At 73.0% G+C, this 16,760-nt stretch carries 14 protein-coding genes, 1 pseudogene and 1 riboswitch; of the genes and pseudogenes, 11 read left to right on the top strand and 4 right to left on the bottom strand.

The window, feature by feature from the left end; genetic code table 11:
- Nucleotides 1–283: 283 nt before the first annotated feature.
- Nucleotides 284–1,882, bottom strand: coding sequence for an ABC-F family ATP-binding cassette domain-containing protein (locus tag ACZ6I3_RS04595; RefSeq protein ID WP_469411606.1), 1,599 nt, complete (start codon nt 1,880–1,882; stop codon nt 284–286).
- A 157-nt stretch (nt 1,883–2,039) separates the two neighbouring features.
- Between ACZ6I3_RS04595 and ACZ6I3_RS04590 the strand changes: the two genes are divergently transcribed.
- Nucleotides 2,040–2,453, top strand: a complete 414-nt coding sequence (locus ACZ6I3_RS04590; protein ID WP_469411604.1) for a VOC family protein — start codon at nt 2,040–2,042, stop codon at nt 2,451–2,453.
- Here the strand turns inward: ACZ6I3_RS04590 and ACZ6I3_RS04585 are convergent.
- From ACZ6I3_RS04585 to ACZ6I3_RS04575, 3 genes are all read right to left on the bottom strand, one after another.
- Nucleotides 2,450–3,700, bottom strand: coding sequence for a hypothetical protein (locus tag ACZ6I3_RS04585; RefSeq protein ID WP_469411602.1), 1,251 nt, complete (start codon nt 3,698–3,700; stop codon nt 2,450–2,452). The two genes, ACZ6I3_RS04590 and ACZ6I3_RS04585, sit on opposite strands and share 4 nt — an antisense overlap.
- 339 nt (nt 3,701–4,039) lie before the next feature.
- Nucleotides 4,040–5,167 (bottom strand): alpha/beta hydrolase family protein, encoded by a 1,128-nt coding sequence (locus ACZ6I3_RS04580; protein ID WP_469411600.1) that lies wholly within the window; start codon nt 5,165–5,167, stop codon nt 4,040–4,042.
- 818 nt (nt 5,168–5,985) lie between these two features.
- Nucleotides 5,986–6,717 carry a class II aldolase/adducin family protein gene (locus tag ACZ6I3_RS04575; RefSeq protein WP_469411599.1) on the bottom strand — a complete coding sequence of 244 codons (732 nt, stop codon included), beginning with the start codon at nt 6,715–6,717 and terminating at the stop codon, nt 5,986–5,988.
- Between the two features lie 198 nt (nt 6,718–6,915).
- On the opposite strand from ACZ6I3_RS04575, the gene ACZ6I3_RS04570 reads away from it, so the two are divergent.
- From ACZ6I3_RS04570 to ACZ6I3_RS04525, 10 genes and pseudogenes are all read left to right on the top strand, one after another.
- Entirely contained in the window at nt 6,916–7,668 is a 753-nt protein-coding gene (locus tag ACZ6I3_RS04570) for a lysozyme (protein WP_469411597.1), read from the top strand.
- A 144-nt stretch (nt 7,669–7,812) separates the two neighbouring features.
- Nucleotides 7,813–9,060 carry an inorganic phosphate transporter gene (locus tag ACZ6I3_RS04565; protein ID WP_469411595.1) on the top strand — a complete coding sequence of 416 codons (1,248 nt, stop codon included), beginning with the start codon at nt 7,813–7,815 and terminating at the stop codon, nt 9,058–9,060.
- Nucleotides 9,061–9,095: 35 nt separating this feature from the next.
- On the top strand, nt 9,096–9,317 hold the full coding sequence (locus ACZ6I3_RS04560) for a hypothetical protein (RefSeq protein ID WP_391108494.1): 222 nt from the start codon (nt 9,096–9,098) through the stop codon (nt 9,315–9,317).
- A gap of 155 nt (nt 9,318–9,472) precedes the next feature.
- Nucleotides 9,473–9,612, top strand: a riboswitch (cobalamin riboswitch).
- Between the two features lie 101 nt (nt 9,613–9,713).
- The gene (locus ACZ6I3_RS04555; protein WP_469411593.1) at nt 9,714–10,655 is read left to right on the top strand and encodes a cobalamin biosynthesis protein; all 942 of its coding nucleotides are present in this window, start codon (nt 9,714–9,716) and stop codon (nt 10,653–10,655) included.
- On the top strand, nt 10,652–12,163 hold the full coding sequence (locus tag ACZ6I3_RS04550) for a cobyric acid synthase (RefSeq protein WP_469411591.1): 1,512 nt from the start codon (nt 10,652–10,654) through the stop codon (nt 12,161–12,163). Before ACZ6I3_RS04555 ends, ACZ6I3_RS04550 begins: the two co-directional genes overlap by 4 nt.
- A complete protein-coding gene (locus tag ACZ6I3_RS04545; RefSeq protein ID WP_469411589.1) occupies nt 12,160–12,297 on the top strand; it encodes a hypothetical protein in 138 nt (45 codons plus the stop codon). Before ACZ6I3_RS04550 ends, ACZ6I3_RS04545 begins: the two co-directional genes overlap by 4 nt.
- Nucleotides 12,294–14,315 (top strand): putative cobaltochelatase, encoded by a 2,022-nt coding sequence (locus tag ACZ6I3_RS04540; protein WP_469411587.1) that lies wholly within the window; start codon nt 12,294–12,296, stop codon nt 14,313–14,315. Before ACZ6I3_RS04545 ends, ACZ6I3_RS04540 begins: the two co-directional genes overlap by 4 nt.
- Complete coding sequence (gene cobO, locus ACZ6I3_RS04535) at nt 14,315–14,914, top strand: cob(I)yrinic acid a,c-diamide adenosyltransferase (protein ID WP_059079414.1); 600 nt, start codon at nt 14,315–14,317, stop codon at nt 14,912–14,914. The genes ACZ6I3_RS04540 and cobO overlap by 1 nt, the downstream gene beginning before the upstream one ends.
- Nucleotides 14,914–16,296, top strand: a complete 1,383-nt coding sequence (locus tag ACZ6I3_RS04530; protein WP_469411584.1) for a cobyrinate a,c-diamide synthase — start codon at nt 14,914–14,916, stop codon at nt 16,294–16,296. The genes cobO and ACZ6I3_RS04530 overlap by 1 nt, the downstream gene beginning before the upstream one ends.
- Nucleotides 16,236–16,760 (top strand): annotated as a pseudogene (locus ACZ6I3_RS04525) (cobalamin biosynthesis protein); the annotation flags it as partial. The gene ACZ6I3_RS04530 and the pseudogene ACZ6I3_RS04525, both read left to right, overlap by 61 nt.

Genomic DNA, 16,760 nt, shown 5'->3' with positions numbered 1-16,760 from the left:
GGCCTTGATGGCCACCCATTCGGCAAGGTCCGTGAGACAAGGTTGTGACGACAGGAGCACATCCCCACATCCGGAATGCGGAATTCCGAAGAGTGGCGTCCGTACGGCCGAACGGATTGCCCCGGAAAATGCCAGGTCAGAAAGGCGTCGCGGCCGAGCCCGGAAGAATCGGGGGCTCGGCCGCGAAATCGATGTAGGACACACCTCGGTACGAGGAGATCTCACACAGATGATGGATCACCGCTAGGCCGAATGATCCATACGCCGTTGATCACGTATTCGATCAAGCGAGGGCGACGAGGTCCGCGTAGTCGGCACCCCACAGGTCCTCGACGCCGTCCGGCAGCAGGATGATCCGCTCCGGCTGGAGCGCCTCGACCGCGCCCTCGTCGTGCGTGACGAGAACCACCGCGCCCTTGTACGTGCGCAGCGCGCCGAGGATCTCCTCGCGGCTGGCCGGGTCGAGGTTGTTGGTGGGCTCGTCGAGCAGCAGCACGTTCGCCGAGGACACCACGAGGGTGGCGAGCGCCAGACGGGTCTTCTCGCCGCCGGAGAGGACCCCGGCCGGCTTGTCGACGTCGTCGCCGGAGAACAGGAACGAGCCGAGGGTCTTGCGGACCTCCACCAGGTCCAGGTCGGGGGCGGCCGAGCGCATGTTCTCCAGGACCGTGCGCTCCGGGTCGAGGGTCTCGTGCTCCTGCGCGTAGTAGCCGAGCTTGAGGCCGTGGCCCTCGATCACCTCGCCGGTATCGGGCTTCTCGGCCCCGCCGAGCAGCCGGAGCAGGGTCGTCTTGCCGGCGCCGTTGAGGCCGAGGATGACGACGCGCGAGCCCTTGTCGATGGCCAGGTCGACGTCGGTGAAGATCTCCAGCGATCCGTAGGACTTCGACAGGCCCTCGGCCATGAGCGGGGTCTTGCCGCACGGGGAGGGCTCGGGGAAGCGCAGCTTGGCGACCTTGTCGGACTTCCGCTGCGCCTCCAGGCCGGCCAGCAGCTTGTCGGCCCGGCGGGCCATGTTCTGGGCGGCGACGGTCTTGGTGGCCTTGGCCCGCATCTTGTCGGCCTGCGAATGGAGCGCGGAGGCCTTCTTCTCGGCGTTCTGCCGCTCGCGCTTGCGGCGCTTCTCGTCGGACTCGCGCTGCTGCTGGTAGAGCTTCCAGCCCATGTTGTAGACATCGATCTGGGAGCGGTTGGCGTCCAGGTAGAACACCTTGTTGACGACCGTCTCGACCAGGTCGACGTCGTGGGAGATCACGATGAAGCCGCCGCGGTAGGTCTTCAGGTAGTCCCGCAGCCAGATGATCGAGTCGGCGTCGAGGTGGTTGGTGGGCTCGTCGAGCAGCAGCGTGTCCGCGTCGGAGAACAGGATGCGGGCCAGCTCGATACGGCGGCGCTGGCCTCCGGAGAGCGTGTGCAGGGGCTGGCCGAGCACGCGGTCGGGCAGGTTGAGCGCGGCGGCGATGGTGGCGGCCTCGGCCTCGGCGGCGTACCCGCCCTTGGTGAGGAACTCCGTCTCCTGGCGCTCGTACTGCTTGAGCGCCTTGTCGCGGGTACCGCCGGTGCCGGTGGCGATGCGCTGCTCGTTCTCGCGCATCTTGCGGATCAGTATGTCCAGGCCGCGCGCGGAGAGGATGCGGTCGCGGGCGAGGACGTCGAGGTCGCCGGTGCGGGGGTCCTGCGGGAGGTAGCCGACCTCGCCGGAGCGGGTGATGGTGCCGCCGGCGGGGATGCCGTCGCCGGCGAGACACTTGGTGAGGGTGGTCTTCCCTGCGCCGTTGCGGCCGACGAGGCCGATGCGGTCGCCCTTGGCGACGCGGAAGGTGGCGTTTTCGATGAGGACGCGGGCACCGGCGCGCAGCTCGATACCGGAGGCGGAGATCACGGACAGACTCCAGGGCGGATACGGGGGCGGGATGGGCGGCTGAGGACGTTCCCGCCGTCTAATGCGCGAGGAGAATGGCCATAGGGGACAGTCTAACGGGGACGTGCAAGCACTTTTCGACTGAGTCAGGCAGCGGGACAACGAGGAAGTGATCGTCATGACAGGCTCGTCCGGCGGACGTCCGAGCATTTATCCGACGCTGCTCTACGCGGACGCGAAGACGGCGATCCGGCAGCTCACGGAGGCCTTCGGCTTCACGGAGCTCTCGGTGTACGAGGGTGAGGACGGCTCGGTGATGCACGCCGAGCTGACACAGGGCAACGGCGCGGTCATGGTCGGCACCAAGGGCCGCGGTGGCGTCTTCGACGCGGCCATGAAGGACACGGGCACCACGGGGGTGTACGTGGTGGTGGACGACGTGGACGCACACCACCGCCGCGCCGTGGACCACGGCGTGGAGATCCTGATGCCCCCGACGGATCAGGACTACGGCTCGCGGGACTACATGGCCCGGGACCTCGAGGGCAATGTGTGGAGCTTCGGGACGTACGCGCCCGAGATAACCCTTTAGCTACCGCCGGTGTGCACCTGGAACGCGGCCCGGCGTACGGCCTTGGCCAGGGCCGGGTCGGGGTGTGCCGCGGCGAGGGCGACCAGGACCTGCACGGTGCGCGGGTGTCCCACGGCACGTACCTCGTCGAGGAGCATCGGGATGGTCGGCTGCACCGCGGCCTCCAGATGGCGGACGAGCAGCGGGGCCTCACCGTGGTCGGCGACGGCGGCCGCGGTGTCCACCCACAGCCAGGTCGCCTCCTGACGGGTGAGGACCTCGTGGGCGTCCTCCGGGTCGGCCCCGTCGTGCTCCGCCAGCCACAGCAGGGCGTACGGCCTGAGCGTCGGCTCGGCGACCACGCCGCGGACGTCGGGCTCGGCGGGGGCGCCGACGACGCGCAGCGCCTCGAAGGCGAGGCCGCGCAGCAGGGCGTCCTCGCCGCGGGCGGCGCCGAGGAGTTCGGTGACGGCGCTGCCGACGGGGCGGGCGGCGAGCCAGGCCCGGTACTCGGCGCGGGCCGCGTTCGGACGCAGCTGGGCACAGCCGCGGAGCATGTCCTCGGCCGCCTGCTCGATGTTCCCGGCCGGGCTCTGCGCGGCGACGCAGATCTGCTCCAGCTTGACCCAGACCGCCCAGCTGCCGAGCGGGGTGAGGGTGGCCTGGCCGTCGCCGTAGGTGAGGGCGCCGACGGAGGCGAGGGCGCGCAGGGCCCAGTCGAGGAGGGGGGCGAGCGGGGCGTCGGTGGGCTCCGGCTCGGCCACCGGCTCGGGCTGGGGGCCGTAGGGGATCTCACAGCGTGCGGTGCGCAGCTCGATGACGCGCTGCTCCAGGAGGTCGAGGAGCTGCTCCACGGGGACGGGGCCGGCGGACAGCTGGAGGAAGGAGAGCGCCTGCGGCATGGCCGAGACGACCTCGGCGACGGCGGCGGCCTCGCGGTCCCCGGGCTCCGGATGGGCCAGCGACCAGGCGTCGAAGAGGGCGACCCAGCCGCGCAGGACGGCACTGTCGTCACGGTCCCAGGCGCGCAGCCGCCAGCCGGGGCGGGCGCTGTCGCCGTGCACCTCGACGAGGCCGGCGAGGCGGGCGGTGTCCCAGTCGCCTCTGACCTGAGCCGAGGTCAGACCCAGGTCGCGGGCGGCCCGTTCGGCGGTCGCGTCGGAGAGGGTGGCCTTGCCGTCGGCGGTGGCGCTGTCCCCGCCGGGGCCGAGCGCGGCGTCGGCCCAGCGGGCGACGCGGGCCGCGGCGGCCAGACCTGAGCGCGCCATTCTGGCCAGCTCCGCCGGTGCCGGGGTGCCCTCCGGGGGGCGCGGTGCGGGTCGGCGCGAGCGCCGCTGGTTCATCGCTCTGGGGGCGGCGGCCAGGGGTCGCGGGCGGACGAGTCGAAGCCTGGAGTCGCGCGGGATACGGGACGTCACGGGTGCAGTCTTCCGGTTGACGGTCCGAAAACCCAAACGGAATGTCACGGCGGGCGACGGAGAAGGCCAACGCACGGGTTCCCGGGAGCGGCCGAAGGCCGGGAACAAGCCAGTGGTACGACGCTAAACGGAATCATCACGACCGGTCGGTAGGGGCGGGGCGGAAGGGGGTCGCGACGGGGCCCGGAGTCACATCAGAGGTGTCAGGAAGCGTCGCAGTGCCTCCTCGTAGGCCTGCGGGTCGGCGTTCCACATCGCTCCGTGGGGCGCGTGGGCGACGGTGTACAGGGCGACCATGTCGGGGCGCGCGTCGGCGAGGTGACGGGAGAACCGCCAGGGAGCCACCGTGTCGTCAGGTCCGTGGAAGACGAGCGCCGGGATGCGGAGCCCGTCGAACGGGGCCGGGCCCGCGACGCCGTCGTCGTACAGGCCGGTGCGGCCCTGGGCCGCGCGGACCGCGAGGGGCAGCAGCGCGCCCGGGGTGCGGCGGGCCGCGGCGAGGGCGCGCAGGGTGGTCTGCCAGCTGAGCACCGGGGAGTCCAGGACGAGCCCCGAGACGCGGTCGCGCAGTCCCGAGTGCGCGGCGGCGCGCAGGGCCATGGTGGCGCCGGTGGACCAGCCGTGCAGGACGACCTCCCGGGCGCCGTGGCGCACGGCGTAGCGGATCGCCGCGTCGAGGTCGCGCCACTCGGTCTCGCCGAGGTGGTTCAGACCGTCGGGCCGGCGGGGCGCGCCCAGGTCGCCCCGGTAGGCGAGGGCGAGCACCGGGAAGCGGTTGCGGTGCAGGAACTCCATGACGTTCATGGCCAGTTCCCGTGTGGTGCCCAGGCCGTGCACGGCGATCACCCAGGTGTCCCGGGCGCCGGGCACGAACCACGCGGGCAGGGCGCCGAGTTCGCCGGGGATGTCGACGTCGGCGTGTTCGAGGCCGAGGGCGGCGCTCGGGTTGCCGACGTAGACGTTCGGGGTGAGCCAGGCCTTGTCGCCGGCCTTCAGGGTGCCGTGCGTGACGCTCTCCAGCCGGCGTACGACGGTGTCGGCGGTGTGTGGGGCGGTGGTCAGGACGGGCCCGACCACCGCGTGGGAGCCGTCACCGGAGAGGCCGTAGCGGCCGGGCCGCAGGGCGGCCAGGTCCCGGGTGAGGATGATCTGCCCGGCGGCGGTGCCGTGCACGGTGAGCCGGGGTTCGGTGGGCAGCGGCCTGCCGGGAGGCGCCTTGAGCGCGACACCGCTGGCGAACCGCCCGGCGGCCACGACGGCCGCGCCGGCTCCGATCACGGCGGTGGCGGCGGCAGCCGCCGCTTTGACAGTGCGCACGTCTCCAGTGTCCCGGCGGACGGAGCGAGGGACCAGTGGGCGGGGGCGGCGGGGTGACGGGCGCGGGTGATCGGCAGGGCGGTCGTACGCGGTGGCCGGGCCCGGGCGGGGCCGCGCTCCGCGGGGCGCGATGCCACGGACCGGCGAGGCGGTGGTCGCGCCCCGCGGGGTGCGATACCAGTGGCTGGCGGAGCGGTGCTCGCGCGAGCAGGGCGAGACGCCGGCGGCCGCGCAGCCGTGACCACACGAGCACGGCGGAAAACGGTTCAGCGGAGCGGAGGCCGTGCGAGCAGGGCGACGTGCCGGCGACCGCGCAGCCGCGGCCACTCAAGCGCGGCGAGAACCCGTGTCGGCGAAGCCGAGGCCGCGCGGGCCAGGCAAGGTGCCGGTAGCTGGCGGAGCGGAGCTCGCGCGAGCAGGGCGAGGTGCCGGCGGCCGCGCAGCCGCGGCCGCTCAAGCGCGGCGAGAAACCGTTTCGGCGAAGCCGAGGCCGCGCGGGCAAGGCGAGGTGCCGGTAGCCGGCCGAGCCGTGCTCGCGCGAGCAGGGCAAGGCGCCGACGGCCTCGCAGCCGTGACCACACGAGCACGGCGGGAAAGCGGTTCAGCGGAGTTGTGTTCGCAGCCGCAGGGCGAGACGCCGGTGGCCGGCCGAGCCGTGCTGGCGGGCAGGCCCGTCGGGGGAGGCGTGGCTGCGGGAGGCCGGCGGTCGGCGGCTCCGTGGCCGCATGAGCAGGGCGGGACGTCGGCGGCCGGGCGGCGGGGCGGGCGCGTGCGGTGGGGGCAGGAGGTTGCCGGACAGGTGAGGTCCGGGAGGGGGGTCAGCCGCGCTGGCCGTACCCCCGTAGCCGGTCCTGCACCTCGGACAGTTGTTCCGTGGACAGCAGGCTCGGGGACAGGCCCGGCACCGATGTGGCGGTCAGCCACAGGCGGCACATCCATTCCAGCTGGGCGGTGCGGTCGTAGGCCTGGTCCAGTGTCGCGCCGTAGGTGATCGTGCCGTGGTTCCGGAGGAGGCAGCCGGAGCGGTCGGCGAGGGCGCGGAGCATGTTCTCGGCCAACTCGTCGCTGCCGTACGTCGCATACGGGGCAACCCGGACGGGTCCGCCGAGCGCGGCGGCCATGTAGTGGATCAGCGGGAGCTCGCTGACGAGCGTCGAGACGGCCGTCGCGTGCACGGCGTGGGTGTGGACGACGGCACGGGCGCCGGTCGTGCGGTAGACGGCGAGGTGCATGGGCAGCTCGCTGGTCGGGACGAGCGCGCCGAGGACCTGCCGGCCGTCGAGGTCGACCCCGGTCACGTCGTCCGGCGCCAGCCGCTCGTAGGGCACGCCCGACGGCGTGACCAGCACGGTGTCCCCGACGCGCACCGAGACATTGCCGGACGTTCCCACGACGAGCCCGTCGCCGACCGTCCGGCGGGCCGTCGCGACGAGGTCCTCCCAGGCGCGCGCCTCCTCGGGGCGCACACCGCTCCGCCGTGACTCCCCCGCATCCTGTCCGCCGCCCCGGACGCCCCCCGCGTCCCGCTCGTCGCCTCGCTGCTCAGCCATGCGGCGATCCTGCCAGGCAGCCCCTCAACGCGCCGCCGGGCGGGGGCACTTTAGGCCGGAAACCGAGCATGCGTAAGGGCGCATACCCGCACAAACGCGTCATGGATCTCTCTTGGCCGGAGATCATCGGACATTCGACGGCCCTCCAGTACTCTCTGGGGGATTTGCCGTGCACGTAGCCATTCCGGGGGGAATCGCATGGCCCGTGACCACATATCGACCCGCCGCCGCGGCCGCTTACTGGCGGCCTCCGCTGCGGCACTCGCCCTGGGAGGGACCGCGCTCGCGGAGTTTCCGGCCGCTGCGGCGAGCCGCCCGAAGGGGCACGACGTCTCGTCCCACCAGAAGAACGTCGACTGGCGCAGCGCGAAGGCGAAGGGCGCCAGATTCGTCTACGTCAAGGCGACCGAGTCCACCACCTACCGCAACCCCTACTTCAGCCGGCAGTACAACGGCTCACGCGCGGCCGGCCTCGTCCGCGGCGCCTACCACTTCGCGCTGCCGAACAGGTCGTCGGGCCGGGCGCAGGCGGCCCACTTCGTACGCAACGGCGGCAGCTGGAGCGCGGACGGCTGGACGCTGCCGCCCGCGCTCGACATCGAGTACAACCCGTACGACAAGAAGCACAAGTGCTACGGCCTGAGCAAGGCCGGGATGGTCGGCTGGATCAAGTCGTTCAGCGGCGAGGTCGAGCGGCTCACCGGCCGCCGCCCGGTGATCTACACGACCACCCACTGGTGGAACACGTGCACGGGCAACAGCCGCGCCTTCGCCGCGAACCACCCCCTGTGGGTCGCCCGCTACGACGCGGCGAGCGCGGGACCGCTGCCGGCCGGCTGGTCCTCCTGGACCTTCTGGCAGTACGACAACGGCGACGGCACCCTGCCGGGTGATCAGAATCTCTTCGACGGGTCACTCGATCGACTGAAACAGTTCGCGCGGGGCACGTGATCGTTGGGGCGCAAGGGCCGCTGTACCAAGGCGGAATGACACTCCTCTGTTGCGGACACCCCTGCGCCCCTCCCAGTTCATCTTCCGTTCACTCGGGTTACCTACGTTCGTCCCGCCAACGACGCCGAACGATTGCCTGGGTAAATGGAAAGCTTCTCGCTGATCCTCGCGATTGTGGTGGTAACCGCACTAGCGTTCGATTTCACGAACGGTTTCCACGACACCGCGAACGCGATGGCCACGACCATTTCCACGGGCGCCATGAGACCGAAGATCGCGGTGGCCATGTCCGCGGTCCTCAACCTGGTCGGCGCCTTCCTGTCCGTCGAAGTCGCGAACACGATCTCCAAAGGCCTCGTCGACGAGGCCGGCATCCGCCCCGAGGTCATCTTCGCCGCCCTGGTCGGCGCGATCCTCTGGAACCTGCTGACCTGGCTCGTCGGTCTGCCGTCCAGTTCGTCGCACGCCCTGATGGGCGGCCTGATCGGCGCCACGATCGCCTCGGCGGGCGTCGGCGCGGTGCACGGTGACGTCCTGGTCACCAAGGTGCTGATCCCGGCGATCGCCGCCCCGCTGGTCGCGGGCATCGCCGCACTGCTCGCCACCCGGCTGACGTACTCCCTCGGCAAGAAGGCCGAGGGCGAGGCCTCCAAGAAGGGCTACCGGGCCGGCCAGATCGCCTCCGCGGGCCTGGTCTCGCTGGCCCACGGCACCAACGACGCCCAGAAGACGATGGGTGTCATCACCCTCGCCCTGGTCGCCGGCGGCGCCGTCGCCCCCGACTCCGACCCGCCCATGTGGGTCATCCTCTCGGCGGGTGTCGCCATCGCGCTCGGCACCTACCTCGGCGGCTGGCGCATCATCCGCACCATGGGCAAGGGCCTGACCGACCTCCAGCCGCAGCAGGGCTTCGCCGCCCAGACCAGCGCGGCGACGGTCATCCTGGCCTCCTCGCACCTCGGCTTCTCCCTCTCCACCACCCACTCCGTGTCCGGCGCGGTGATGGGCGCAGGGCTCGGCCGCAAGGGCGGCGTGGTCCGCTGGTCGACGGCGACGCGGATGTTCGTCGCCTGGGGTCTGACGCTGCCGGCGGCGGCCCTGGTGGGCGCGCTCGCCGAGTACGTGACCGGCTTCGGGGGCTGGGGCACGGCGGTCGTGGCGGTCTTCCTGGTCGCCTCCAGCGCGGTGATCTGGAAGCTGTCGCGCCGTGAGGTCGTCGACCACACGAACGTCAACGAGGTCGACGAGGAGCCGGCGGGTGTCGTGACCACCGCGATCGCTGCGGTGACGCCGCCTCCGGCGGGTCCGTCCGAGGAACTGGCCGCCACCATCCCGGCCCAGGCCCAGTCCCCGGCCGACCGGAAGCCCTCCACCACGACCACCTCGGTCTGATCCCGCCCACCCGGTGACAAGGAAGAATCTCTGAGATGAAGATCGACTGGGCGACCCTCGGCTCCGTCTTCGGCGTCAGCCTCGTGGCCACCGTGATCCTCGTCGGCCTGTTCACCCTCGGCATCACGGGCCTGTCGCGCCGTGAGCGGGCGGTGGCGGCGGGCGGGTCCGCGGGGCTCGCGGTGACGGGGGCGTACGCGTGCTTCGCGGCATGTGCGGCGGCTGTGGGGTACGGGATCTATCTGATCGTGGCCTGACCACGATCAGCACGATCGTCTGTCGCCGGGCGGCACGGGGCTTCGGTCCCGGGCCGCCCGGTTGCCGTGTGCGGGACAGCAGTTGGCACCCTCTGCGAGGCAGGCGGTGTGGGCTTGTCCACACTCTCCCCTCGCAGGTCAACGGCAAGTTGACGGCTGTTCGCGGCCGTGGTGGACTGCCGGGGCCAATGCGGCGGCAGGAGAGGAAGCCGGTGGAACTCCGGCGCGGTCCCGCCACTGTCACCGGGGTAGCAACTCACCGGGAGCCAGGAACTCTCACCGCCGGTCTCGTCGAACCAGGGCGTGGACACCCTGAGTGAGGACATATCGCCATGTTCGGCTGCCGATCGAGGGCCAGTTCCCCACCGTCGTCCGCCCCCGTGGCCGGCTGAGCCCATGGGTGCCGGTCGCGTCCACGCGTACGGTGCCGCCGTCGGTCTGATCGGTGATCTGCTGCTCGGCGATCCTCGCCGGGGGCATCCGGTCGCCGCGTTCGGGCGGGCCGCGGGTGCCGTGGAACGGGTGTTGTGGCGGGACCACCGGGGGTGGGGCGCGCTGCACACCGTGGTGTGTGCGGGCGGAGCCGTCGCGCTCGGGGCCGTCGCCGCACGAGCCGTGCGTACGTCCACCGTCGCGTCGGTCGGGCTCACCGGGGTCGCCACCTGGGCCGTCGTCGGGGGGACTTCGCTCGCCCGGGAGGCACAGGCCATCGGGCGCGCCCTGGAGGCCGGGGACGTCGAAGCGGCCCGGGAGCGGCTGCCGCATCTGTGCGGACGGGATCCACAGGCACTCGACGCCGACGGGATCGCCCGGGCCGTCGTCGAGTCCGTCGCGGAGAACACCTCCGACGCCGTCGTGGGAGCGCTCGTGTGGGGGGCCGTCGGCGGGGTGCCGGGGCTTGTCGGGTTCCGGGCCGTCAACACCCTCGACGCCATGGTCGGGCACAAGTCGGCCCGGTACCGGCGCTATGGGTGGGCCTCCGCGCGACTGGACGATGTCGTGGGCTGGCCAGGAGCCCGTCTGACCGCCGTACTCGCGGCCGCGGCCGGGGGCGACCCCCGGGGAGCCGTGGCGGCCTGGCGTTCCGACGCCGCCAAGCATCCGAGTCCCAACGCCGGGCCCGTGGAGGCCTCGTTCGCGGGGGCGCTCGGGGTGCGGCTCGGCGGAACCCTGTCCTACGGCGGACGTGTCGAGCACCGGCCCGTCCTCAACGGCGCGGGGCGCGGCGTCGGCACCGGGGACATCGAACGGGCCGTACGGCTGTCCAGGCGTGTCGGCTGGCTCGCGCTCGGCGTCTGTGTCGCCGCGCGCCACATCGTGAAGGGGCGTACGTCATGACGGGCGGGGGGCTTCTCGTCGCCGGTACCACCTCCGACGCCGGCAAGAGCGTCGTGACCGCCGGGATCTGCCGGTGGCTGGTGCGGCAGGGCGTCAAGGTCGCGCCGTTCAAGGCGCAGAACATGTCGCTGAACTCGTTCGTGACGCGGGAGGGCGCCGAGATCGGGCGGGCCCAGGCCATGCAGGCACAGGCGTGCCGTGTGGAGCCGACCGCGCTGATGAATCCCGTGCTGCTCAAGCCCGGTGGCGAGCAGAGCAGTCAGGTCGTGCTGCTGGGCAAGCCGGTCGGCGAGATGAGTGCGCGCGGGTATCACGGTGGGCGGCAGCAGCGGCTGCTCGGGACGGTGCTCGACTGTCTGGAGCAGCTGCGGGGCACGTATGACGCGGTGATCTGTGAGGGGGCCGGTTCGCCGGCCGAGATCAATCTGCGGCGGACGGACATCGTCAACATGGGGATCGCCCGGGGCGCCGGACTCCCCGTGCTCGTCGTCGGCGACATCGACCGGGGCGGGGTCTTCGCCTCGTTCTTCGGGACCGTCGCCCTGCTGTCCCGTGAGGACCAGGACTGTGTCGCCGGGTTCCTCGTGAACAAGTTCCGCGGGGACGTCTCCCTGCTGGAGCCGGGGCTCGACATGCTCCAGGGCCTCACCGGGCGGCACACGTACGGCGTTCTGCCCTTCCGGCACGGGCTCGGGATCGACGAGGAGGACGGGCTGCGCGTGTCCCTGCGGGGGACGGTCCGGGAGTCCGTCGTCGCCCCGCCGGTCGGCGAGGACGTGCTGCGTGTCGCCGTCTGCGCGGTCCCGCTCATGTCCAACTTCACGGATGTCGACGCGCTGGCCGCCGAACCCGGTGTGGTCGTGCGGTTCGTGGACCGGCCCGAGGAGCTGGCCGACGCCGACCTCGTCATCGTGCCGGGGACCCGGGGGACCGTCCGTGCCCTGGAGTGGCTCAGGGAGCGCGGGCTGGCCGACGCGCTGGTGCGCAGGGCCGCCGAGCAGCGTCCCGTGCTCGGCATCTGCGGCGGCTTCCAGATCCTCGGCGAGCACATCGAGGACGACGTCGAGAGCCGCAGGGGCGAGGTCGACGGGCTCGGGATCCTGCCCGTGCGGGTGCGGTTCGCCCGCGAGAAGACCCTCACCCGGCCGGCGGGCGAGGCCCTCGGGGAACACGTCGAGGGCTACGAGATCCACCACGGGGTCGCCGACGTCACCGGCGGTACCCCCTTCTTGGACGGCTGCCGGGTCGGCCAGACCTGGGGCACGCACTGGCACGGCTCGCTGGAGTCGGACGGCTTCCGGCGTGCCTTCCTGCGCGAGGTGGCGGCCGCGGCCGGCCGCCGCTTCGTACCGGCGCCGGACACCTCGTTCGCAGCGCTGCGCGAGGAGCAGCTCGACCGGCTCGGCGACCTGATCGAACAGCACGCGGACACGGACGCGCTGTGGCGGCTCATCGAGTCCGGCGCGCCGCCGGGGCTGCCGTTCGTCCCGCCGGGAGCGCCCGTATGAGGGCCGTGGCGGTGATGTGGACCGCCGGCACCGCGACCGCGGGCCACCTGAGACGCTGGACCGGCTGCCCGGTCCATCCGCGACCCGGCATCCACCCGCAACTCGAAGGCGACTTGGAGGACGACGAAAAGTGACCACCCCCTTTCCGTTCACGGCCGTGGTCGGCCAGGACGATCTGCGGCTCGCGCTGCTGCTGAACGCCGTGTCACCGGCGGTCGGCGGTGTGCTGGTGCGCGGCGAGAAGGGCACGGCCAAGTCGACGGCCGTGCGGGCGCTCTCGGCGCTCATGCCGGAGGTGGACGTCGTCTCCGAGTGCCGCTTCTCCTGCGACCCCGGCTCGCCCGACCCCGGCTGCCCGGACGGGCCGCACGAGCCCGGGGGCTTCGCCTCCCGGCCGGCCCGCATGGTCGAGCTGCCCGTCGGCGCCTCCGAGGACCGGCTGGTGGGCGCGCTGGACATCGAACGGGCACTGTCCGAGGGCGTGAAGGCCTTCGAGCCCGGTCTGCTCGCCGACGCGCACCGCGGCATCCTCTACGTCGACGAGGTCAACCTCCTCCACGACCACCTGGTCGACCTGCTGCTGGACGCGGCCGCGATGGGCGCCTCGTACGTGGAACGTGAGGGCGTCTCCGTGCGGCACGCCGCCCGCTTCCTGCTGGTCGGCACCATGAACCCCGAAGAGGGCGAGCTGCGGCCGCAGTTGCTGGACCGGTTCGGGCTGACCGTCGAGGTCGCGGCCTCGCGGGAGCCCGAGCAGCGGGTCGAGGTCGTACGCCGGCGGCTGGCGTACGACGACGACCCGGCCGGCTTCGCCGCCCGCTGGGCCGAGGAGGAGGCCGACGTACGGGCCCGGATCGTGGCCGCGAAGAAGCTGCTGCCGTCGGTGCGGCTGGGCGACGACGCGCTGCGGCAGATCGCGGCGACCTGCGCGGCCTTCGAGGTGGACGGCATGCGCGCCGACATCGTGATGGCCCGGACGGCCACCGCGCTGGCGGCCTGGGCCGGGCGTACGGACGTGCTCGCCGAGGACGTACGGCAGGCCGCGCTGCTCGCGCTGCCGCACCGCCGGCGCCGCAACCCCTTCGACGCGCCGGGTCTGGACGAGGACAAGCTGGACGAGACCCTGGAGGAGTTCTCCGGGGACGACGACCCGGACCCGGACCCGGATCTCGACCCGGACCCGGACTCGGGGCCGGACGGGCCCGGCGGGGGCGGTGGACAGCCGGCCCCCGACGACGGACCTCAGGGCGGGGAGCAGGAGCCCCGGCCGGAGGGCGAGCAGAACGGGCAGCCGCAGCCGTCGGGAGCCGGCGAGCAGTCGGCCGCACGCGCTTCCGAACCCTTCCGGACCAAGGTGCTGAGCGTGCCCGGACTCGGCGAGGGTGCCGCCGGACGGCGTTCGCGGGCCCGGACCGAACACGGCCGGACCACGGGCGCCCGGCGGCCGAAGGGCTCCCTCACCAAGCTGCACCTGGCGGCGACCGTGCAGGCCGCGGCCCCCCACCAGCGGGCGCGCGGGCGGTCCGGGCCGGGACTCGTGGTGCGCCGCGACGACCTGCGGCAGGCCACCCGCGAGGGCCGCGAGGGCAACCTCGTGCTGTTCGTCGTGGACGCCTCCGGGTCGATGGCGGCACGGCAGCGGATGAGCGCCGTGAAGGGGGCCGTGCTGTCGCTGCTGCTGGACGCCTACCAGCGGCGGGACAAGGTGGGTCTGGTGACCTTCCGGGGGGCGGGCGCGGACGTCGCGCTGCCGCCGACCTCGTCCGTGGACGCGGCGGCGGCCCGGCTGGAGTCGCTGCCGACCGGCGGCCGTACGCCGCTGTCCGCCGGGCTGCTGCGCGCGCACGACGTACTGCGGGTGGAGCGGCTGCGCGATCCCGCGCGGCGGCCGCTGGTCGTGGTGGTGACGGACGGGCGGGCCACCGGCGGCCCGGAGCCGGTCGCCCTGGCCGGGCGTGCGGCGCGGCTGTTCGCGGCCGACGGCGTCGCGTCCGTCGTCGTGGACTGCGAGTCGGGGCCGGTACGGCTGGGGCTCGCCGGACAGCTCGCCGGTGAACTGGGCGGCACCGCCGTGACGCTGGACGAACTGCGGGCCGACTCCATCGCCGGGCTGGTCAAGGACGTGCAGGGTACTTCGAGGAGGGCCGCGTAATGCCGCAGGGACAGCCGAGTGTCGTTCCGGACGACGGACTGACGACCCGACAGCGCCGGAACCGGCCGCTCGTCTTCGTGCACACGGGCATCGGCAAGGGCAAGTCCACCGCCGCCTTCGGGCTCGCGCTGCGGGCCTGGAACCAGGGGTGGCCGATCGGGGTGTTCCAGTTCGTCAAGTCGGCGAAGTGGAAGGTCGGCGAGGAGAACGCGCTGCGGGTGCTCGGGGCGTCCGGTGAGGGCGGGTCCGTCGACTGGCACAAGATGGGCGAGGGCTGGTCCTGGGTGCAGCGCGACGGGCAGATGGACAACGAGGAGAAGGCCCGGGAGGGCTGGGAACAGGTCAAGCGGGACCTGGCGGCCGAGACGTACAAGCTGTATGTGCTGGACGAGTTCGCCTACCCGCTGCACTGGGGCTGGATCGACACCGACGAGGTCGTGGAGGTGCTGCGGAACCGGCCCGGGACCCAGCATGTCGTGATCACCGGGCGGAACGCGCCCGAGAAGCTCGTCGACTTCGCTGACCTCGTGACCGACATGTCCAAGGTGAAGCACCCCATGGACGCCGGGCAGAAGGGGCAGAGGGGCATCGAGTGGTGATGTCCTCGTCCGTCCCACGGCTGGTCGTCGCCGCGCCTGCTTCCGGCAGCGGCAAGACCACCGTTGCCACGGGGCTGATGGCCGCGTTCGCCGCGCGGGGACTCGCCGTGTCCCCGCACAAGGTCGGGCCGGACTACATCGACCCCGGGTATCACGCGCTCGCGAGCGGGCGCGTGGGACGGAACCTCGACGCCTATCTGTGCGGACCGGAGCAGGTCGGGCCGCTGTTCCTGCACGGGGCCCGAGGGTGTGACATCGCCGTCGTCGAGGGCGTGATGGGGCTGTTCGACGGGGCGGCCGGTGAGGGCGAGCTGGCGTCCACGGCTCATGTCGCCAAGCTGCTGCGGGCGCCGGTGGTGCTGGTCGTCGACGCGTCGTCGCAGTCCCGGTCGGTGGCGGCGCTGGTGCACGGGTTCACTACCTGGGATCCGGAGGTGCGGGTCGGGGGCGTGATCCTGAACAAGGTCGCGACGGACCGGCACGAGTGGCTGCTGCGGGAGGCCATGGAGCAGGTCGGGGTGCCGGTGCTCGGGGTGCTGCGGCGGGCGCCGCAGGTGGACACGCCGTCGCGGCATCTGGGGCTGGTGCCGGTCGCCGAGCGGCGCGAGGAGGCGGTCGACGCGGTCGCGGCCATGGCCCAGCAGGTCTCCGAGGGGTGCGACCTGGACGCGTTGACGCGGCTGGCCCGGGGCGCGGGCGCGTTGTCCTGCGCGGCCTGGGACGCCGCCGAGGCGGTCTCCTCGGCCGGCCACCGGCCGGCGCGGTCACACGAGTCACCCCGGCCACGGGTCGCCGTGGCCGGTGGTGAGGCGTTCACCTTCTCCTACGCCGAGCACACCGAGCTGCTCACCGCCGCCGGTGCCGAGGTCGTGCCCTTCGATCCGCTGCGGGACGAGGAACTGCCCGAGGGAACGAGCGGGTTGGTGATCGGGGGCGGGTTCCCGGAGATGTACGTCTCCGAGCTGTCGGCCAACGAACCCCTGCGCAAGGCCGTCGCCGGGCTGGCCGAGAGCGGCGCCCCGGTCGCCGCCGAGTGTGCGGGGCTGCTGTATCTGTGCCGGGAGCTGGACGGGCAGCCGATGTGCGGGGTGCTGGACGCCGGGGCGCGGATGACGCGGCGGCTCACCCTGGGGTACCGGGACGCCGTGGCGCTCGGCGACAGTGCGCTCGCGGCGGCGGGGACCCGGATGCGGGGCCACGAGTTCCACCGGACCGCCGTGGAGCCCGGCTCGGGGCCGGACCCCGCCTGGGGGTTCCGGACTCCGGAGCGGCGGGTCGAGGGGTTCGTACGGCGCGGTGTGCACGCGAGTTATCTGCACACGCACTGGGCGTCCGAGCCCGGTGTCGCCCTCCGGTTCGTTCAGAGGTGCCGGACGTCATGAGCGGCAGGCTGGTCGGCGTCGGGATCGGGGCGTCGCGGGGTGTCTCCGCCGAGGAGGTGCTCGGGCTGGTCGAGGACACCCTGCGGGAGGCCGGGCTGTCCGCGGCGTCCGTCGCCGAGCTCGCCACCGTCGACGCCAAGGCGGAGGAGCCGGGCGTGGTGGAGGCCGCGCGGCGGCTCGGGGTGCCCCTGGTGACCTACTCCGCCGGGGAACTGGCGGAGGTCGAGGTGCCGCACCCGTCCGACGCGCCGCTCACCGCCGTCGGCACCCCGTCGGTGGCCGAGGCCGCCGCGCTCGTCGGCGGGGGTGAACTCCTCGTCCCCAAGCGGAAGTCGGCCGCGAGCCCCGCGAGGGCGACCTGTGCCGTCGTGGGGGGGGGGGGAGGGGGAGGAGCGGGGGGGGGGGGGGGGGGGGGGGGGGGGGGGGGGGGGGGGGGGGGGGTGGCAGCCAGGGAGGAGGGGCGG

Source organism: Streptomyces sp. NPDC041940 (assembly GCF_055589465.1).
Note: the sequence above shows the minus strand (reverse complement) of the source record. Positions and strands in the feature narration are given on the sequence as shown.

Coding starts and splice junctions, on each gene's coding strand:
- cobO (WP_059079414.1), top strand. CDS start 14,315: ATGCCGCAGGGACAGCCGAGTGTCGTTCCGGACGACGGACTGACGACC.
- ACZ6I3_RS04555 (WP_469411593.1), top strand. CDS start 9,714: ATGGGTGCCGGTCGCGTCCACGCGTACGGTGCCGCCGTCGGTCTGATC.
- ACZ6I3_RS04585 (WP_469411602.1), bottom strand. CDS start 3,700: ATGGCGCGCTCAGGTCTGGCCGCCGCGGCCCGCGTCGCCCGCTGGGCC.
- ACZ6I3_RS04530 (WP_469411584.1), top strand. CDS start 14,914: ATGTCCTCGTCCGTCCCACGGCTGGTCGTCGCCGCGCCTGCTTCCGGC.
- ACZ6I3_RS04550 (WP_469411591.1), top strand. CDS start 10,652: ATGACGGGCGGGGGGCTTCTCGTCGCCGGTACCACCTCCGACGCCGGC.
- ACZ6I3_RS04590 (WP_469411604.1), top strand. CDS start 2,040: ATGACAGGCTCGTCCGGCGGACGTCCGAGCATTTATCCGACGCTGCTC.
- ACZ6I3_RS04565 (WP_469411595.1), top strand. CDS start 7,813: ATGGAAAGCTTCTCGCTGATCCTCGCGATTGTGGTGGTAACCGCACTA.
- ACZ6I3_RS04570 (WP_469411597.1), top strand. CDS start 6,916: ATGGCCCGTGACCACATATCGACCCGCCGCCGCGGCCGCTTACTGGCG.
- ACZ6I3_RS04575 (WP_469411599.1), bottom strand. CDS start 6,717: ATGGCTGAGCAGCGAGGCGACGAGCGGGACGCGGGGGGCGTCCGGGGC.
- ACZ6I3_RS04560 (WP_391108494.1), top strand. CDS start 9,096: ATGAAGATCGACTGGGCGACCCTCGGCTCCGTCTTCGGCGTCAGCCTC.
- ACZ6I3_RS04545 (WP_469411589.1), top strand. CDS start 12,160: ATGAGGGCCGTGGCGGTGATGTGGACCGCCGGCACCGCGACCGCGGGC.